General features: G+C 58.3%; 15 protein-coding genes. 10 read left to right on the top strand and 5 right to left on the bottom strand.

What is annotated here, in order from left to right:
• Nucleotides 1–34: 34 nt before the first annotated feature.
• The 4 genes from HQL76_14415 (at nt 35) to HQL76_14400 (ending at nt 2646) form a co-directional block, all read left to right on the top strand.
• Nucleotides 35–463, top strand: coding sequence for an NUDIX hydrolase (locus HQL76_14415; GenBank protein MBF0110361.1), 429 nt, complete (start codon nt 35–37; stop codon nt 461–463).
• Entirely contained in the window at nt 456–1286 is an 831-nt protein-coding gene (locus tag HQL76_14410) for an alpha/beta fold hydrolase (protein MBF0110360.1), read from the top strand. Before HQL76_14415 ends, HQL76_14410 begins: the two co-directional genes overlap by 8 nt.
• A 133-nt stretch (nt 1287–1419) precedes the next feature.
• Complete coding sequence (locus HQL76_14405; protein MBF0110359.1) at nt 1420–2070, top strand: pentapeptide repeat-containing protein; 651 nt, start codon at nt 1420–1422, stop codon at nt 2068–2070.
• A 105-nt stretch (nt 2071–2175) separates the two neighbouring features.
• On the top strand, nt 2176–2646 hold the full coding sequence (locus HQL76_14400) for a hypothetical protein (protein ID MBF0110358.1): 471 nt from the start codon (nt 2176–2178) through the stop codon (nt 2644–2646).
• Here HQL76_14400 and modB read toward each other — a convergent pair.
• The 5 genes from modB to HQL76_14375 are packed head-to-tail and all read right to left on the bottom strand — an operon-like array spanning nt 2609 to nt 10873.
• Nucleotides 2609–3295, bottom strand: coding sequence for a molybdate ABC transporter permease subunit (gene modB / locus HQL76_14395; GenBank protein ID MBF0110357.1), 687 nt, complete (start codon nt 3293–3295; stop codon nt 2609–2611). The genes HQL76_14400 and modB overlap by 38 nt on opposite strands.
• A 6-nt stretch (nt 3296–3301) precedes the next feature.
• Nucleotides 3302–4042: a molybdate ABC transporter substrate-binding protein gene (modA, locus tag HQL76_14390; GenBank protein ID MBF0110356.1), complete on the bottom strand. Its 741-nt coding sequence runs from the start codon at nt 4040–4042 to the stop codon at nt 3302–3304.
• A gap of 14 nt (nt 4043–4056) precedes the next feature.
• Nucleotides 4057–9132: a metallophosphoesterase gene (locus tag HQL76_14385; GenBank protein ID MBF0110355.1), complete on the bottom strand. Its 5076-nt coding sequence runs from the start codon at nt 9130–9132 to the stop codon at nt 4057–4059.
• Nucleotides 9129–10442 (bottom strand): P-loop NTPase, encoded by a 1314-nt coding sequence (locus HQL76_14380; protein MBF0110354.1) that lies wholly within the window; start codon nt 10440–10442, stop codon nt 9129–9131. Before HQL76_14380 ends, HQL76_14385 begins: the two co-directional genes overlap by 4 nt.
• An 8-nt stretch (nt 10443–10450) precedes the next feature.
• Complete coding sequence (locus HQL76_14375) at nt 10451–10873, bottom strand: hypothetical protein (protein ID MBF0110353.1); 423 nt, start codon at nt 10871–10873, stop codon at nt 10451–10453.
• Nucleotides 10874–11159: 286 nt separating this feature from the next.
• Here HQL76_14375 and HQL76_14370 point away from each other — a divergent pair, with 286 nt between their 5' ends.
• From HQL76_14370 to HQL76_14345, 6 genes are all read left to right on the top strand, one after another.
• Complete coding sequence (locus HQL76_14370; protein MBF0110352.1) at nt 11160–12002, top strand: ferredoxin--NADP reductase; 843 nt, start codon at nt 11160–11162, stop codon at nt 12000–12002.
• 55 nt (nt 12003–12057) lie between these two features.
• Complete coding sequence (locus HQL76_14365; protein MBF0110351.1) at nt 12058–12516, top strand: ferritin family protein; 459 nt, start codon at nt 12058–12060, stop codon at nt 12514–12516.
• Between the two features lie 35 nt (nt 12517–12551).
• Complete coding sequence (locus HQL76_14360) at nt 12552–13037, top strand: peroxiredoxin (GenBank protein MBF0110350.1); 486 nt, start codon at nt 12552–12554, stop codon at nt 13035–13037.
• A gap of 22 nt (nt 13038–13059) precedes the next feature.
• Entirely contained in the window at nt 13060–13848 is a 789-nt protein-coding gene (locus HQL76_14355; GenBank protein ID MBF0110349.1) for an alpha/beta hydrolase, read from the top strand.
• Between the two features lie 20 nt (nt 13849–13868).
• Nucleotides 13869–15338, top strand: a complete 1470-nt coding sequence (locus HQL76_14350) for an AMP-binding protein (protein ID MBF0110348.1) — start codon at nt 13869–13871, stop codon at nt 15336–15338.
• 124 nt (nt 15339–15462) lie between these two features.
• Nucleotides 15463–16287: an outer membrane protein assembly factor BamD gene (locus HQL76_14345; protein ID MBF0110347.1), complete on the top strand. Its 825-nt coding sequence runs from the start codon at nt 15463–15465 to the stop codon at nt 16285–16287.
• Nucleotides 16288–16646 lie beyond the last annotated feature (359 nt).

The raw sequence follows: 16646 nt of genomic DNA, 5'->3' as shown, positions 1-16646 counted from the left end.
GAGACTTCTTTTCAGAAACGCTGAAAGATCCGCCATGGCCCGAGACAAACCCGACGCTTTCTACCGGCAATCCGCCGTCATTCCCGTCCATATCGGCAAGGACGGGTTGGAAGTGCTGTTGATCACCTCGCGAAAGAAAAAACGCTGGATCGTCCCCAAGGGAATCGTGGAAAAAAAATACACCCCCGCCGATTCCGCCGCCAAGGAAGCACTGGAAGAGGCGGGAATCCTGGGACGGACCCTGCCCCATTCCATCGGCAGGTATCGCTACAAGAAATGGGGCGGCGTTTGCACCGTGGATGTCTATGTCATGTTCGTGGAACGAACGTTGGATCGCTGGCTCGAATCGCAACGGGAACGGCGCTGGTTCGGGATCGGCAAGGCGGTGAAACTGGTCGATGATCCGGGATTGAAAAAACTGTTGGAACGCCTCGATGGTTTTCTGGCACGGTATCATGAATGAATCGTTTTGGTTGGGGAGCGTGATTTTATCCGGGGTGATCGTCTATGGGTTCGCCTGCCTCCGCCTTTTCGTGACCCAGCATCGAAAGGTTTTTCTTCCTGGCCGCAAAGGGGAAGAATCGCCGCGCGACTGGGGGCTGGATTACGAACCTCTGGTCATCGACGACGGTGAAAAACGGCTTCACGCCTGGTGGATCCCGGGGGCGCACGAGCGTTTTGTCGTATTGTTCTGCCATGGGAACGGTGTTTCGATGCACCATCTGGCGCAACATGTCCTGTTTTTGCGTCCGTTGGGGGGGAGCATTGTTCTGTTCGACTATCGGGGGTATGGCGACAGCGAGGGAACCCCGGACGAAGAGCGCATGCTGGCCGATGGCGATACGGTGTGGCGTTACCTGGTCTCCCAACGTGGCATCGCGGGGAAAAACATTCTCCTCTACGGACACTCCCTGGGGGGTGGGGTGGCGACGTGGCTGGCGGGGCGTTATCGCCCGGTCGGGGTGGTTCTGGAGGGGACCTTCACCTCGATTCCCGATCTTGGGGTCGATCATTATCCATGGCTTCCAGTACGCCTTCTGGCCCGGATCCAGATCGACAATCTGGCACGCATCGGCGCGATCGTCGATCCCCTGTTCATCGTCCACAGCACCGAAGACACACTCATTCCCTTTCACCATGCCCAACGTCTTTACGATCGCGCCACCTGCCGAAAACACCTTCTGGCCATCGGCGGACGACACAATGATGCCTTCGTCCAGACCAGGGACCGGGGCGTGGCGGCACTGAAAACTTTTTTCCGCCTTGAAATCCAGCCCGGATTGTAACCTTCACCAGCGAACCTTCGTCGCATCGCCGCACCGCAACTTTTCCATTCACCCGACCCCGATTCCGACCGACATGACTGGAGGAAACATTGAATCCTGTTTCCCTGTCTTAAACCGCAACTGGGAGAAACCCATGATCAAACATTCCTGGTTGATCCTTCTGGCGGGGATCGCCGTCTGGACGCCGACGCTGGGGCGGGCCTATGATCGGGATGATTTGGAACAATTATTGAGAACCAATCAATGCCGCCGCTGCGATTTGTCGGGGGCCGATCTGTCGGGGCGGTTTCTCGCCAACGCCGACCTCAGGGCTGCCAACCTCAAGCGGGCCAATCTGACCGGGACCAACCTGTGGAGCGCCGACCTCAAGGATGCCAATCTGGTGTTGGCCAATCTGACGCGGGCCCATCTGGCGCGGGCCTCCTTTCAGAGCGCCGATCTTTCCGGGGCCAACCTGACCAATGCCGATCTGAGCATGGCCCGGCTGCAATATGCCTGGCTCAACCGTTCCCGCCTGACGGCGGCGCAATTGAGTCTGGCCAATTTTCAGGGTGCCCGTCTTCAGGGGGCCGACCTTTCCCGCTCTTCCATCCGCCAGACCGATCTGCGCAAGGCGGATCTTTCCGGGGCAGTCATGGTGCGGATGGATTATGGCAATCTTGAAAAAACAGAATCCTCTAGCGACAGTTCGCTTGAATATGGCAGTCTGGGGGGGCCGTTGATCTCGCTGAAACAGATTTCCACCCTGGCCGCCTACGACGGACCGCAAAAATGGCGCCGATAAACGATTGCGGGTCCAGGGGGATCATCCCCCTGGTGGGGTCCAGGGGCAACGCCCCTGGTGGGGTCCGGGGCAACGCCCCGGCAACACAAAAAACCGCAGGTCACAATGGAACCGCACATCATAGCCCGCATCATACATGTCGTCTGCGTCGTCTTCTGGATCGGCGGCGTCGCCATGGTCACCACGGTAATGATTCCTGCCCTCCGGGGAATGGACAAGGAGAGTGAACCCTTCAAAATATTTCACGAATTCGAACGACGATTCGCCCGTCAGGCCCGGTTCACCACCGCCATGACCGCGGCCAGCGGCGCCTTCATGATCCACAGCCGTGACGGATGGTCGCAGATTTTTCAAGGCTCCCAGTGGTGGTTGCATGCAATGATCGGCATCTGGATCCTGTTTTCGATCATGCTTTTCATCATCGAACCCTTCGTCCTGCCCCGGATGGTCGGCAAAATCTCCCCCCGTGGCTCCAGGCGGGTTTTTCCCGTCATGCACTACCTCCATATTGTCCTGCTGATCGGCAGCGTCATCGCCATCATGGGCGGAGTCGCCGCGGCGCATGGGTTCCTTTGAGCCTCTGAAGCGCAAGCAGGACAAAAAAGGCAAAAACGACCAGCCCACCCGAAAGCCAATGGGCATGGGTGTATTCCATCGCCTCCACCCGTGAATAGATCTGCACCGACACCACCCGGGTCACTCCGGGAATATTCCCCCCCATCATCAGGATTACCCCGAATTCCCCGACCGTATGGGCAAATCCCAGAATGGCCGCGGTCAGAATGCCCGGTCGCGCCAGTGGCAGGGCCACGGTGAAAAAGGCATCGAGCGGCGAAGCCCTCAGGGTAGCGGCCACCTCCATGGGACCTTCCCCTATCGCCTCGAAGGCGTTCTGGATCGGTTGCACCACGAAGGGGAGCGAATAGATCACCGATGCGACGACCAGGCCGGGAAAGGTGAAGGGAAGGTGTCCCAGTCCGAGGGTCCGGGTCAATGCGCCGATCGGGCCATGGGGACCCATGGTGATCAACAGATAAAAACCAAGTACCGTTGGCGGCAGCACCAGGGGCAGGGATACCACCGCTTCCAAAGGTCCCTTCCAGCGGCTCCGGGTCCGCGACAGCCACCACGCCAGAGGCGTACCCAACAGCAGGAGAACCACGGTGGTCATGGTCGCCAGTTCCAGGGTCAGGCGGATGGCCGCCAGGTCGTCGGCGTCAAGCATGGCGGATCAAAACTCATAGCCGAAGGAGCGGATGATCTCCCGGGCCTGTTCTCCCTTGAGATGATCCATCCAGGCGCGGGCGGCGGCATTGTTTTCCCCCTGTTTCAGGAGCACCGCATCCTGACGCAACGGTTGATGGAGCGTCTCGGGGACGATCCAGGCGGACCCCTCTCCGATCTTCCCATCCTTCGTGACCTGGGACAGGGCGACAAATCCCACCGCCGCATTGCCCGAAGAGACAAACTGAAAGGTCTGGGAAATGTTTTCTCCCTGGACAAACCGGGGACGCAAGGTCTCGACGATCCCCAGGGCGGACAGGGTTTCCATGGCGGCAACGCCGTAGGGGGCCAGTTTCGGGTCGGCGATGGCCAGGTGTTTGAACGATCCTTTTTTCAACAGTTCGCCACGGTCATCGACCAATCCAGGCATTGCCGACCACAGGACCAGGCGGCCAATGGCATAGGTGAAACGGCTTCCAGTGACGGCGATGCCCTCTTGTTCCAGTTTTTCCGGGGTTTGTGTATCGGCGGACAGCAGGACCGCGAAGGGGGCGCCGTTTTTGATCTGGGTGTGGAATTTTCCCGAGGCGCCGAACGACAGGGTGACCCGATGACCCGTCTTTTTTTCAAAATGGGCGGCGATCACCTTGGCCGGCGCGGTAAAATTGGCCGCGACCGCCACCGCGACCGGCTCGGCCAGGGCGGGCCATGAAAATAACAGCATGATAATAAAAAAAATAAATTTCATGTCTTGTGTTCCTTTCACGATTCATCCCCTTCCTTCTCCCAGTCGATATCCAACTCGTCCGGCATCTCCTCCCAATAGGGCAGTTCGACACCAAGAAGGGCGTCCAGGGTCGTTTCGCTGTCGTCCAGGAGGAGAATGTCGCCACGGAGCCAGTACCGGACCGCCTCGGCATAGGGGGCCGGGAGTGTTTCGGGATGGCGGATGGTCTCATCCAGATACCGCCGATCCTCCTCGGTCAACTGCCGCGCCACAAGCCGGGCCAGAGTAGGCCACAGGGGAAGGTCGTTTTTTCGGGTGCGGTCGTATTCCGCCAAGGCTTCTTTAAAGGGTTCCGGATCGCCGTTTTGATCGAAGGAAAGACGGCAGGCTGCCCCGAACAGGCGCATTTCCGGTTGCCATTCGGGAGGGGTGTCGGGAAGGAGTTGTTTAACCACGGTAGAGAGGATGGACCGGGGGCTGACGCGGCTGGGGGAGAAGAATTCTCCAACTATGAAGGTCAAATGGTTCGACTTGTTCTCTGATAAGTCGAGGGCGCGCGCCCAGTCGCGCGCCCAGTCGCGCGCCCAGTCGCGCGCCCAGTCGCGCGCCAAGTCGCGCGCCAAGTAGCGCTCTTCGTTTGTCAATTCTTTCCTGAACTTAATCCATTTCCCTCCAAAACGTTTTAGTCGCTCCTTCTCCACTCCAGCCAAAACTTGAAGGTGTTGTCCAAGCCGCGATCTTTGACCGGGAACAAGGCGAAGGAATATAACCCACGGGGCGATTTTCCCCGGCCAGAACACGGAGGAAGCGGCCGGAATTCTTTCGGCGGCAGCCGGCATATATTCCGTATCCTGGCCGAAAAGATGGTTGACCATCCATCGAGTGATCTTATCGGACTCAGGGGGGGGGGGGGGGGCAAGTTTCATGATGCTGGCCGCCATCTCGTGACGCAGCCACGCCAACCAGGTCGGGGCATTTTTCCCGGATTGATGCAACGATTCTTCCAGGGATTGCCGCCGCTTCTCCATCCGGCCCCGGGCCCAGTATGCGACTACGATGTCGGTTTCATCGCTCCAGGAATCATTCAGGGATTCCATCCATAGTTCAGTCCACCGTACAAAGATCGAAGGCGAACCCAACCCATCGGCCAGGATGGTCCCGGCCAGAAAGATTCCTTTTTTTTCATCCTGGAACAATTTTTCCAGTACCGGTTCAAGGTTGGGGGGATGTTTTTTGTCGATCAACGCCGCCCACAGACGCAAGGTTTCCCACCAGGAATTATTTTTCCCTCTTTCCTGGAACAGTTGCGGATATGAATCTTCCTTGTTCGTGTCATTCAAGTGTTTGGCGGTCAGGTATTCCTGGAAGCTCAGGTGGACAAATTGCAGGCGATCATCGGACCGTTCCATGAGGATGCCGGCACTGTCACGAAGCCAGAGGAGAAATCCACGTTTATGATCCGCGGTTTCATTCATGGCCCAGGGAAGGGCGACCATTTCTTCCGGGGAAAGGGTGACGGCGGCACGTTCAAACGTTTGTTTTCCCACAGACTGGACCGCATGGGCCAGTGCGGAAACATGGCGCAGACGCTGGTCGCCATCCTCGGGGGTCCAGGCGCCGCGTCGGGGCCGGGCGCCACCCGCCTTTTTCATTTCGGGCAGGGTCACAAGCAGCAGTTCAACGCATTTGATGTACAGATCGATCCGTTTTTCAGGCAGTGGGCTGTTGCGGCTGACGAGCAACATCAGGGTCAGAAGCAGGGCGGTGCGGGCCATGTTCCGGGCATTCTCGGAACGTCCCAGGGCATTCATGAAACCGGAGGCGTTCCAGGCGAACTCGGAATTTTTGACGGCAAAACGGAAAAAGCGGGTCACCAACGCCTCGATTTCGCCATCGTTCAAGGGTTGGATGATCCGTTCGCCGAAGCCGTCGCCGCCGCTTGGACGACCGGCGCCGTAAGGACGACTGGTCACGACACAACGAACCTGGGGATGGGCATTGAGAAAACCCAAAAGTTTCCCCCGAAACTCATCGCCCAACGCTCCCAGTTCATCCCAGCCATCGACCAGCAGCACCGGACGGATGGGACCGGGTTGTTGAAGAAACCCGAGAAACCGATCGGCCCACCCCCCCAATCCCTGTTGTTTGAGCAAGACCTTCAGCCAGGCATCGATCGACCGCGCCGCCTCGTCAGCCTTGACCCAGTAGTCGGCCAGACGGCGCAGCTCCACCAGAATCGGAAGGGCATCCTTCCGTTGCAACAACCGCTGAAACGTCCAGCGAATCCAGGTTGTCTTTCCCGCCCCCGCCTGACCACGGATGATCAGGGGTCGTTGCAAATCGATGACCTCTCCTGGCAACAGGGGGGCCCCGGCATCAAGCAGGTCCGGATCGTCCTTTTCACCCAGGCGCAGGGACAGGTACATGTCGTCGAGGGACACTTCCTCGGTATTCGACCCGAGAATCAAGGCGTGGGTTCCGGTCGGCCCCAGGTCCCAGCGGGGACGGGTTTCGGTGAGACGTAGGCGGTAGGCGTTCAGAAAAGGGGCCAGATCGGAAAAGGAGGGCGGTGGCGCCTGATTTCCTTCCGCACGAAAGCCCTCGGGAAGGGGAAAAGGGCGCATGGGATGGTCGGCCTCGGTCCCGGTGGGGACAAAACGTCCCCCATCCGCCTTGCCCGCAACGATGGCGTCGGGATCATAGACGAGCGGTCGGATCCCCAGGCGACCATCGGCGGTGATGGTGATCACATTGCAGGAGTTGACAACAGTTTTGGGGTGTTGCGCTGCGCCCACCCCCAGGCTGCCGGCACCCAGCAATACGGCTCTTCCCTCCCCGGAGTGCCAGTCCCAGGAAACCCCCTTTTTCCCGACGTGTTGATGGCCATGCAAAAGCAGGCGCGGCCTGGCCTGTTCGACCAGATTTTGCACCCGGTCCCGATCCTTGAAATCGATGGGGTATTCGGGGTTGTGATGCAGGGCGAGGATGTTCAGCCGCGCCGCCATGGCGCCCGGCCACTGGGTCAGGAGCGCTTCCACCTGTTCGGCGCTCAGGTGGCCAGCCTGTTCTTCCTTCCGGTGGGTGATTTTTTCGCAGGAATTGAGTGTCGCCACCGACAGGCGCAACGCGGGAAAATTCCAGATCCTGGCCCCCCGATGCACAACCTGGACATGATCGGAATGGGAAAGAAATTTTTCGATAAACTTTTCAAAATTACCGAATTTTTCCGTTTCGATCCGGGCCAGGAAGGCAGCGTTGGTAAACTCGTCGTCTTCACGCAACTGCGATTCCACCCGCAGGCACGCAGGACGGGAGACATCATGATTGCCGGGGAGAAAAACAAACCGGTCGCGGCCAATCCCCAGCGCCCCCGCCAGGACCGTGAAAAACTCATGGGCCAGTGTGTATTCAGCGGGCTTGGCCTGGTTGGCGATGTCCCCGGTGACGATCACAAGATCAGGCCGCCGGTCCGGAGGAAGTACCTCCCGGACCGAGGCGGCGGTCCGTTCGGCCAATTCCTGGGGTTTCATCGCGGCAAACCGGCTTTCCGGGCCAAAATGCAGGTCGGACAGGTGCAGAATGTACAGGCCGTTCCAGGATTCGTTCATTTTTTCCCCGTCAGGCGCGGTCTGGGGCAAGGTTGCGGCGGGGAGGACCTCTGGATCCGGGGAAACCGTGGCGAGGCCCCCCTTGCGTCGTATGCGAAAGCCAATCCGGTAAATTTCGGGCAGGGTGATCCGGTCATCCTTCAGGGACTGAAAAAAACCGATCTCCTCCAGTTCCTGCCGCACGCCGGGTTCGTCCATTTGCCGGGGCAAGCGGTCGAGCCTCCCGGCATCCCTGGCGTTTCCGATCCGCTGGAAACACTCCTTTTCTTGCCACAACTGCCTTGTTTCCGCAAACGACAGCGGCACCGACCGGTCCGCCAGGGGTTCGAGAAACCAGGGCAACCAGGGATGGTCCTCCTTCGCTTCCACGACCCGCACCTCGGCGGCCTTGCCAAGGCCAAAGCGCAGCGCCCCTCCGGAAAGGGGAAAGGTCCGACCTTGCGTCGTCTCATGGAGGGCGGCCTGGCGGATGACGGCGAGAAAACTGCGCGGGCTGATCTGCCCGTGGGCATCTTTCAGGTGATCGGGCAGCCAGGTATAGGGAACCCCACGTTTCCGGTCCGGTCCCATGAACGGCCCGGTCAGGGCATGAAACACCCGTTGTTGCCACTCTTCGTCGCGCAGCGCCGACGGCAACAGCCAGAACCCCTCCTGTCGGGTCCAGCGAAGGCCGAACTCTTCCGCGCAGGCGTTGCGAAACCATTCTCCATTGGCGGCGTTGCCCAGATGGTGCCAGAGAAGGTTGTAGAGATCCCGTGGCGGCCAGGTCAGTCGTTCCCTGTTGGCAATCAGTTTGGAACTGTCGGGAAAGGCGGTGACGCCGGGATCGGACAACAGATCGGGACGGACGAACACTTTGAGATGGAACCAACGAAAGGAGCGAAATTCCAGGAGCGACTGCAACAACGCCCGCGCCATCAACCGCACCGTTTGCCAATCGTTCGCAGTCCGGTCGAGGGCGTCGAACAGGATCAGACGCCGTTCGTTCTTTTGTGCCAACCGTTCTTCCAACTGGTAAAATGCCTGGGAGACCGCCTCGGCATGCCCCTGGATCCAGGACACCCGCTCATGCCAATCGCTGGCGGATGGCTTCTGGTCGGCATCCAGGAGATGATGGGCGATGATGGCGCGCCAGATGTGGTCTCGCGAATATTTTCCCGCCAACGCTGCCATCGTCCCCTGGTTCGGATAATCGTTTGGCCGGACCTGCTCGCCAAATCCGGGGTGGATCTTCACGGAGGGGGCAATGGGAAAATCATCCCGTTGCCGCTCCAGAAGGGAGCGAAGACCGGGATCGAGGAGGCAGGAGTACCAGAAACTTTTTCCTGAACCGCGAATCCCCTCGACCAACGGCTGTTGCGGGTCCAGGGCACGGGAATGCGAGGCGGGAAGAAAGGGAACCGGCATCCCGAAGGCGACATCGTCCGCGGCATTCAGAAATTGAGGGATCGCCTGTTCAACAAGCGTCCGGACCGCAGCGGCGGGAAAGCGAGCGGTGGTCATGACGCGGGAAGCTGGGGCAGAAGAAGATCGGCCCGTTCGAAAAACTCGCCAAACGCGGCTTGCAGAATCTGTTCCGGCACCCGGTTGGGACGGTTGACCGGATCGAACCCCTGAAGGGCAATCTGCCAGCGCACGTTCCAGGGGGTATGCGGCGCCGAACGGTCGTTCAGATCAAAGTTGAACAATGCCGCCGTTTCATCCGTTCCCTCCTCATAGAGCGTATCGACAAAAAGACGGTAGAATTCTTCCCGCAACCCTTCCAGATAATGATCCGCATCAAGGTCTGGAATCATGCCCGCCACGATCTGCAATCGATCCCGGAATTGATCGGGCCGGGTATGACGCTGTTGCCAATGACGAAAAAGATGCCGATATCCCATCCATGTCTGGGGGGTATGAATGGCGAACAAAAAAGCCGTCGCTCCCAACCGGGTTACGGTGACGGCGGAAATGTCGTGCAATCCCGCCCGGCTGTCGAGCAAAACCACGTCGGGCCGTTCCTGCTGCTCCAGGGCGTCGAGCATTCGCTCCAACCGGTCGGCCCAGGAGACAGGCCTCCCGGAGGAGGTGGGCAGATCCTGGTAACACCGGGAAAGCTTTGCCATATAGTCGGTTTCACCCCTTCCATAGGCCGGTACCACCCGGATCCATCCCTCATTGGTGCCTGGCAGCGTGCTTTTGCCCACCATCGCCGGCACGACCAACGCCTCCTGCCCCACCATCGATTCGACGAACCAATCGACAATACCGAATTCGGGCAGCTTGTCGTTGGGCAGGAGCATCGAGCCGACACCGGGCGATTCCAGGTCCAGATCGACGACAAGAACCTTGTACTTGTTCCGCGCCAAATGCCAGGCCCAAACCGCCGCCACGGTGGAACGCCCCACCCCGCCCTTGAGGCCGAAGAAGGTAAACCGTTGCGGTTGCCGATCGTTGACACAATCGGCGGGAGACACCCAGTCCTGGCCCGTGACCAGGCGTTCCAGCAGATAAATCGTTTTTTTTCCTTCGACCTTAAGAGGAATCAGATCGGCGGACTTGAAAAAATGTTTCGGATCGGGCACCCCTTCACGGAAAAGAAAAAGATGTTCTTTCCCATAGGTGAACGCCCCCAGGGCGGGATGGAGTTGGTCGGCAAGTTTGGTCAATGATTTCTTAAGTTTTTCATTTTCCTCCGATGCATCCAGGGCGATGCGGATACGGCCACGCAAGTCGCGAAGTATTATCGGATTTCTTGGCAAGGAAGAAAGATGTTGCGTCACCGCGCAAAGGGCAATTTCGATCGCCTGATTAAAGACAACGATACCCATATACGGCCTCACAAGGTCTCGGAGTATTTCAGCACTTCCATGATCTGTCCTGTCCATTGTCGTCGAGCATGGATCCTGTCTATCTCGATTGTACCATCGGCACAATAACGTTGGTCGATGAACCAGTTATTGTAGGGGCAATTTTCGTCCAAGAGTGAAAAATGTTTTCCTCTACCCTTCGCCAGCGCCTGAAAACCGATCCAGAGATTGTTCCCATTCATGTGGATCTTGAACTTTCTGTCCAAATCAGGACTGCCCAACAGCATGGGAGAGACCAACAAGGCCTTGATCGCGCATTCAGCCGCCAGACCGTACAATTGGTCGGCATTGGCCTTGCGATCCCGCAGGAAAAGGATCTCCGCATCCTGCCAGTGACGTTTGGCGGCTTCGGCATACTTCGCGGGACATGATGGCGGTCGAGAAATTTTCACCGCGCGTCTCCCCCCTGACGGCTCTTGCCGTGGAAAAGACGGTCATCCTTCGTTAAGAACAATGGCGGATCAACATAACACGGAACCGTCCACGGGAAAACGTCCATCACTGCCGGCATTCGTCATCCTGTGGCTCCGTTTTGCCCCCATCCGACGATGGCGGTGGAAAAACGGGCCAGGGAATGATAATAAGGAAAGGTTGCCGGTTTGCAAGAACGAACACAAAAACGGACACAAAGGGGACGGGGCGAGGAAAAGACCGGCCCCGAGCCTCAAGGGAGGATTCATGGTCACAGCGCCACCAGCGGCATCGCCCGCCAAGGATGCCTTCAATGCCACCGTCATCCAGCGGATCAACATCACCCCCCGGCTGTCCATCTTCCGGATCCGGCCCGATGAACCGTTTTCCTTCGAGGCCGGGCAGTTCACCGTCCTTGGCCTGCCCCATGCAGCCCCAAGGCTGGCCGATGCCGACCCCGAGGAAATCGATCCCCTCCGCAAGGATCGTCTGATCCGCCGCGCCTATTCCATCAGTTCTGGCAGCCAGGAACGGGAATTTGTCGAATTTTTCATCTCCCTCGTCGGCAGCGGTCAATTGACCCCGCGCCTTTTTTGCCTCAAGGCGGGCGATCGTTTGTTCATGGGGACCAAGGCCACGGGCGTTTTCACCCTCAACCAGGTTCCAGCCGACAAGGATCTTCTTCTCATTGGCACCGGAACCGGACTTGCCCCCTACATGAGCATGGTTCGCTCCCTCGCGCTTGGCGAAGGATGCCCTGTTCGGCCCCTATCGGTCATCCACGGCGCCCGTTACTCCTGGGACCTGGGCTACCGCGCCGAACTCGAATCCCTTGCCCGCGCCTGTGGTGGCTTTCACTATCTTCCCGCCATCACCGGTCGCGAGAACGATTACACCTGGAGCGGCTGGACCGGTCGGATCGATGTCATTCTCGACCATCCCCAGCTGCCGCGACTGATCGGGTTCAAGCCGAATCCCGACTCCTGTCACGCTTTCCTGTGCGGCCATCCCGGAATGGTCGAGAATGTTGCCGCCATCCTCCAGAAACGGGGGTTCGATCCCGGATCACGCAAGGACCCGGGCAATCTGCACCTGGAAAAATATTGGTGATCCCCGTCACGCCCCCGACGGACCCCATCAAACCTGAACCCCCCAAGGAGAAAACATGTCGAAACTCGATACCTTCGAAGACGCCATCCGCTTCGCCATCGGACACGAAGAGGACGAAGCCAAATTTTATGAAGGAATGGCCGCGCGCTCCAAGAGCGAAGACCAGAAAAAAGCCCTGCTGGCCCATGCCGCCGAAGAATACGACCACAAACGACGGCTCGAAGCGATTCTCGCCAACAAACGCCTTCCCATCTCCACCCGCATCGTCCCCGACCCTGACATGAAGATTGCCGAGATGCACGTCATCAAGGACGCCGGCGGCAGCATCGGTTATGAAGATGCCCTGCTCCTGGCCGCCAAGCGGGAAAAACAGGCCTCGCGTTTCTACACCATGCTGGCGAAAAATTCCACCTCCCCGGAACTGTCGGAAATCTTCAGCTTTCTCGCGGAACAGGAATCCAAACACGGCAAACAGATCGAACAAAAATACGACGACGCCCAACGTGAAGGTTGATCGCCAAACGCAATCCCGAATCAGGGAGGAACCTCATGAGTCTCAAGGTGGGAGATGCAATTACCGACATGATCCTCCCGGATCAGGATGGCCAGCCTGTGGCGCTTTCCTCTCTGCCGGGAAGCAACGGGGCGGTCCTCTACTTTTATCCCAGGGACAACACCCCCGGTTGTACCCAGGAGGCCAAGGACTTCCAATCCCTGATTGCCGAATTCGATTGCCTGGGGGTCAAAATCGTCGGCATTTCCAGGGATGGTCAGGCCTCCCACGCCAAATTTCGTTCAACCCAGGGGCTTGGTTTCACCCTCCTGAGCGATAGCAACGGACAGATATGTGATCAGTTTGGCGTCTGGCGGGAAAAAAAGAGTTTTGGAAAAACCAACATGGGACTCGTCCGTTCGACCTTCATCATCGATACCGGCGGCGTCGTGCGCAAAATTTACGACAACGTCCGGGTCAAGGGTCATGCCGAAGCGGTCCTCGCCGACTGCCGCGCCCTCTTCGGCGAACAGACGACCTGAAACACCAGAACGGATGACACTCATGAAATTTTCGGGACATTACGATGTCGTCGGGAAGGGCCATCCAGTTCTGTGCCTGTCGGGATTCGCCAGCGGCAACTGGGTGTTTTCACGGCTGCTGGCCCCCATGGAACAACGGTTTCGCTTCATCCTGCCCGACAATCGCGGCATGGGCCGCGCTCCCAAGGCGGACCGTGGATACACCCTGGACGACCTGGCCGATGACGCCCTGTCCCTGATGGATGACCTGGGGTACAAACGATTTTCCGTCATTGGTCTGAGCATGGGGGGATTCATCGCCCAGAAACTGGCTCTCAAGGTACCGCACCGGGTGGACGCCATGGTGCTGATGTGTACCACTTCTGGCGGGCCGGTCTATCGGCGGATGTTTCCCTCCCTGACCGAGGAACAAATACGCGCCATCTACGCCCTGGAACCTCTGGCCCGGGTAACGGCGGCTCTGTCGGAACAACTCTGTCCCCTGCTCAAGAACCGCTTTCCCGAGGTCCATGATCATGTTGTCCGCCAACGGGTCGCCGACCCCGCCGACCCGGAACAGGTGATGTATCAGTTCTTCGCGGTGGAGGCGTTCATGAAGGATCCTCTGCCACTCGCCCGCATTTCCTGCCCGGTGCTGATCCTGACCGCCGATCAGGACCTCCTGGTCCCCCCGGCCAACGCCTGGCAACTGGCCAAAGATCTGCCCCAGGCGACCGTGGTGGAAATCACCGATGCGGACCACCTCTTTTTTCTGGAGAAAATCCCCGAAACGGTCCAGGCCATCGTCGGATTTCTCGATCACAACGGATGAACAAGCGGCGGAGCGGGTGTATGTGGCACGATTTCATCAAGGAAAATGGACGGTCGATCCCCAATCATACCGCCATCATCGACCGGATCCGCAATCGTCGCTGGTCCTACGCCGAACTGGAACAGGAAATCCTCGGTTGGAGCGCCTGGCTCCACGCCAAGGGGGTGGTCCGTGGTGACCGGGTCGCCTGGCTCGCCCCCAACCGCCTCGAACACCTCACCCTTTTTTTTGCCTGCGCCAAACTGGGGGCGATTCTTGTCCCCCTGAACCACCGCCTTTCGCCCAGGGAACTTGGTGCCATTATCCGACACGTCGAACCCAGGGTCCTTCTTGGCGAAGGTCCCGCCCCCTTCGAAAGTTCTTTCCTGTGGCACGACCTTGGCGCCATTGACCGCAATGAACCCCTTCCCGTCCCCCCCCTGTCTCCTGTCGGCGATGACGAACCGTTGTTGATGCTCTATACCTCCGGCTCCACCGGCGAGCCCAAGGGGGTTCTTTTTCACGCCCGCATGCTCATGGCCAACATGGAACACACCATCGGCGCTGGCGTTCTCGAACCCCATGATATTTCCATCATCAATACCCCCTTTTTTCATACCGGGGCCTACAACGTTTTTACGTTCCCCCTCCTCTCCATCGGCGGAACCATGATTCTCTTCGAACGCTTCGACCCCGGCTTCGTCCTCGACGCCATCCGCGATGATGGAGTCAACGTGTTCTGGGCCGTTCCGACCATGTTCCAGGCCATCCGCGACCACCCCCGCTTCGCCCAGACCGATTTCAGCCGCATTCGGGTCCTGCTCTCTGGAGGCGCTCCCCTCGACCTTCCCCTCATCACGGCCTACCATGAAAAAGGGGTCCCCTTCAAACAGGGATTTGGCTTGACCGAGGTCGGTCCCAACTGCTTTCTTCACCAGACCGAAGACTCCTGGCAAAGGCCCGATTCCATCGGCAAACCCATGCCCCACTCCGTGGCGCGGGTGGTCGATGACCAGGGACGCGATGTTGGCGCCAACCAGGTCGGCGAACTCCTTCTTGGCGGACCGCATGTCTGCAAGGGATATTGGCGCGATGACGCCCGCTTTCAGCAATCGTTGCGGGACGGATTCTTCGCCACCGGCGATCTGGTACGTCGGGACGAAGAGGGATTTTTCTACGTTGTCGGTCGGAAAAAGGAAATGTACATTTCCGGCGGAGAAAATGTTTTTCCTGGCGAGGTCGAAAAACAACTGGTCGCCCATCCCGACATTGTGCAGGCGGTCGTCGTCGCGGTCCCCGACAAAAAATGGACCGAGGTCGGATTCGCCTGGATCGTCGCTACCAGGGACATCGATCTCGACACCCTCAAAGAGTGGCTGAACCCACGACTGGGACGCTACAAACATCCCCATCACCTCGAACGGGTACCGGAACTGCCCCTCCTGGCCAACGGCAAGATTGATCGCCTGACCCTGGCGGACCGCGCCAGAAAAAAAATCCCGACAGGCTGATCGGGCATCTCCTCCCCCACGCGACACCACCATGTTTGCGACAACGACAACCCGATGCGGTGACACTGTGAAACACACGATCAAACGCTTTAACCGGCTGACCTTGTGCCTTGGATTGGCACTCATGATCCCGGGATGTTCTTCCACCCCGGATGAGGTCAAGGAAAAGCTTTCCGCCGAGCAGTTGTATCGCGATGGGGTCAACGCGGTAAAAAAGGGAAGTTTTGGTCTGGCAACAGATAAGTTTCAGGATGTGGACCGGCAACACCCCTTCTCATCCCTGGCGACCCCGGCGCAACTCAATCTGATCTACGCCCATTATCGCAAGGAGAACTATGAGGAGGCCGTTTCCGCTGCGGAACGCTTCATTCGCCTCCACCCGCGCCATAAAAACGTCGCCTACGCCTACTATATGCGCGGACTGAGTTTCTACCAACGGATTTCCGACGCCTATCGCGATCAACAACGTTCCAGGGATGCTCTGGTTGCCTTCCGCGAAGTGGTTTCGCGGTTTCCCAACAGCGATTATGCCTGGGAGGCGAAACGAATGATCAACGTCTGCAAGGATCGCATGGCCGAACAGGAAATGGTCATTGCCCGCTACTATCTTGACCTGGAAGAATACATCGCCGCCAACAACCGATTTCAACGGGTGCTCCAGGATGCCGACCTCAATACCACCATCTACGTCGAGGAGGCTCTTTTCAGCCTGGTATTGACCTCCATGCGCCTTGGCCTGCGCGAAGAGGCACGAAATCATTCCGTCGTTCTCGGCCATAATTTTCCCAACGGCATGTTCTACAAGAAAGCGGTCGCCATGCTCGAGAAGGGAGAAGACATCAGCCGTTGGGAACTGGCCAGCCTGCGTCAAGGGGTCAAGGAAGGTTCTTTTCTCTCCCGCTTTGTCAAAGGACTCACCCCAGCCATGCTTCCGGGCGGCGACATGTGATAAGACCGAGGAATCATGTATCTTTTCCCTCACCGAAATTCCTCTCCCAGGGGAAGTGGGGGACGGATGGATGACATTCGAACGGTTGCTTTTTCTGCTAGGATTATTGTTGATAAAATGGGGGGTGAAAATAGTATCGTAGGACCGGGTAGCGGTTCGTTATAGCGATTCATCGGTTTCATATGCAGTTCGAGGCCGCACTTTTTCCGGGGCCTGTGGACTTTTGTCCGCAGGCGTAATCGTTCGGACCCCTTCCCGTATTAAATTATTGAAAGAAAAAAAGGGTCTGGGGGATTGCCCCCAGGGTTTTGTTTTTTCTTTTATTTTTTTTCACGCCCCCTCTCACCCAGTGCCAAGAA

Source organism: Magnetococcales bacterium (genome assembly GCA_015228815.1).
GTDB lineage: Bacteria > Pseudomonadota > Magnetococcia > Magnetococcales > UBA8363 > UBA8363.
This window is presented reverse-complemented; position numbering and strand designations above follow the sequence as displayed.

Bases quoted from the DNA above. Each gene is read 5' to 3' on its own strand.
- HQL76_14410 (MBF0110360.1), top strand. From the start codon at position 456: ATGAATGAATCGTTTTGGTTGGGGAGCGTGATTTTATCCGGGGTGATC.
- HQL76_14370 (MBF0110352.1), top strand. From the start codon at position 11,160: ATGGTCACAGCGCCACCAGCGGCATCGCCCGCCAAGGATGCCTTCAAT.
- HQL76_14360 (MBF0110350.1), top strand. From the start codon at position 12,552: ATGAGTCTCAAGGTGGGAGATGCAATTACCGACATGATCCTCCCGGAT.
- HQL76_14345 (MBF0110347.1), top strand. From the start codon at position 15,463: ATGATCCCGGGATGTTCTTCCACCCCGGATGAGGTCAAGGAAAAGCTT.
- HQL76_14355 (MBF0110349.1), top strand. From the start codon at position 13,060: ATGAAATTTTCGGGACATTACGATGTCGTCGGGAAGGGCCATCCAGTT.
- modB (MBF0110357.1), bottom strand. From the start codon at position 3,295: ATGCTTGACGCCGACGACCTGGCGGCCATCCGCCTGACCCTGGAACTG.
- HQL76_14365 (MBF0110351.1), top strand. From the start codon at position 12,058: ATGTCGAAACTCGATACCTTCGAAGACGCCATCCGCTTCGCCATCGGA.
- HQL76_14385 (MBF0110355.1), bottom strand. From the start codon at position 9,132: ATGACCACCGCTCGCTTTCCCGCCGCTGCGGTCCGGACGCTTGTTGAA.
- HQL76_14405 (MBF0110359.1), top strand. From the start codon at position 1,420: ATGATCAAACATTCCTGGTTGATCCTTCTGGCGGGGATCGCCGTCTGG.
- HQL76_14415 (MBF0110361.1), top strand. From the start codon at position 35: ATGGCCCGAGACAAACCCGACGCTTTCTACCGGCAATCCGCCGTCATT.
- HQL76_14350 (MBF0110348.1), top strand. From the start codon at position 13,869: ATGTGGCACGATTTCATCAAGGAAAATGGACGGTCGATCCCCAATCAT.
- HQL76_14380 (MBF0110354.1), bottom strand. From the start codon at position 10,442: ATGGGTATCGTTGTCTTTAATCAGGCGATCGAAATTGCCCTTTGCGCG.
- HQL76_14400 (MBF0110358.1), top strand. From the start codon at position 2,176: ATGGAACCGCACATCATAGCCCGCATCATACATGTCGTCTGCGTCGTC.
- modA (MBF0110356.1), bottom strand. From the start codon at position 4,042: ATGAAATTTATTTTTTTTATTATCATGCTGTTATTTTCATGGCCCGCC.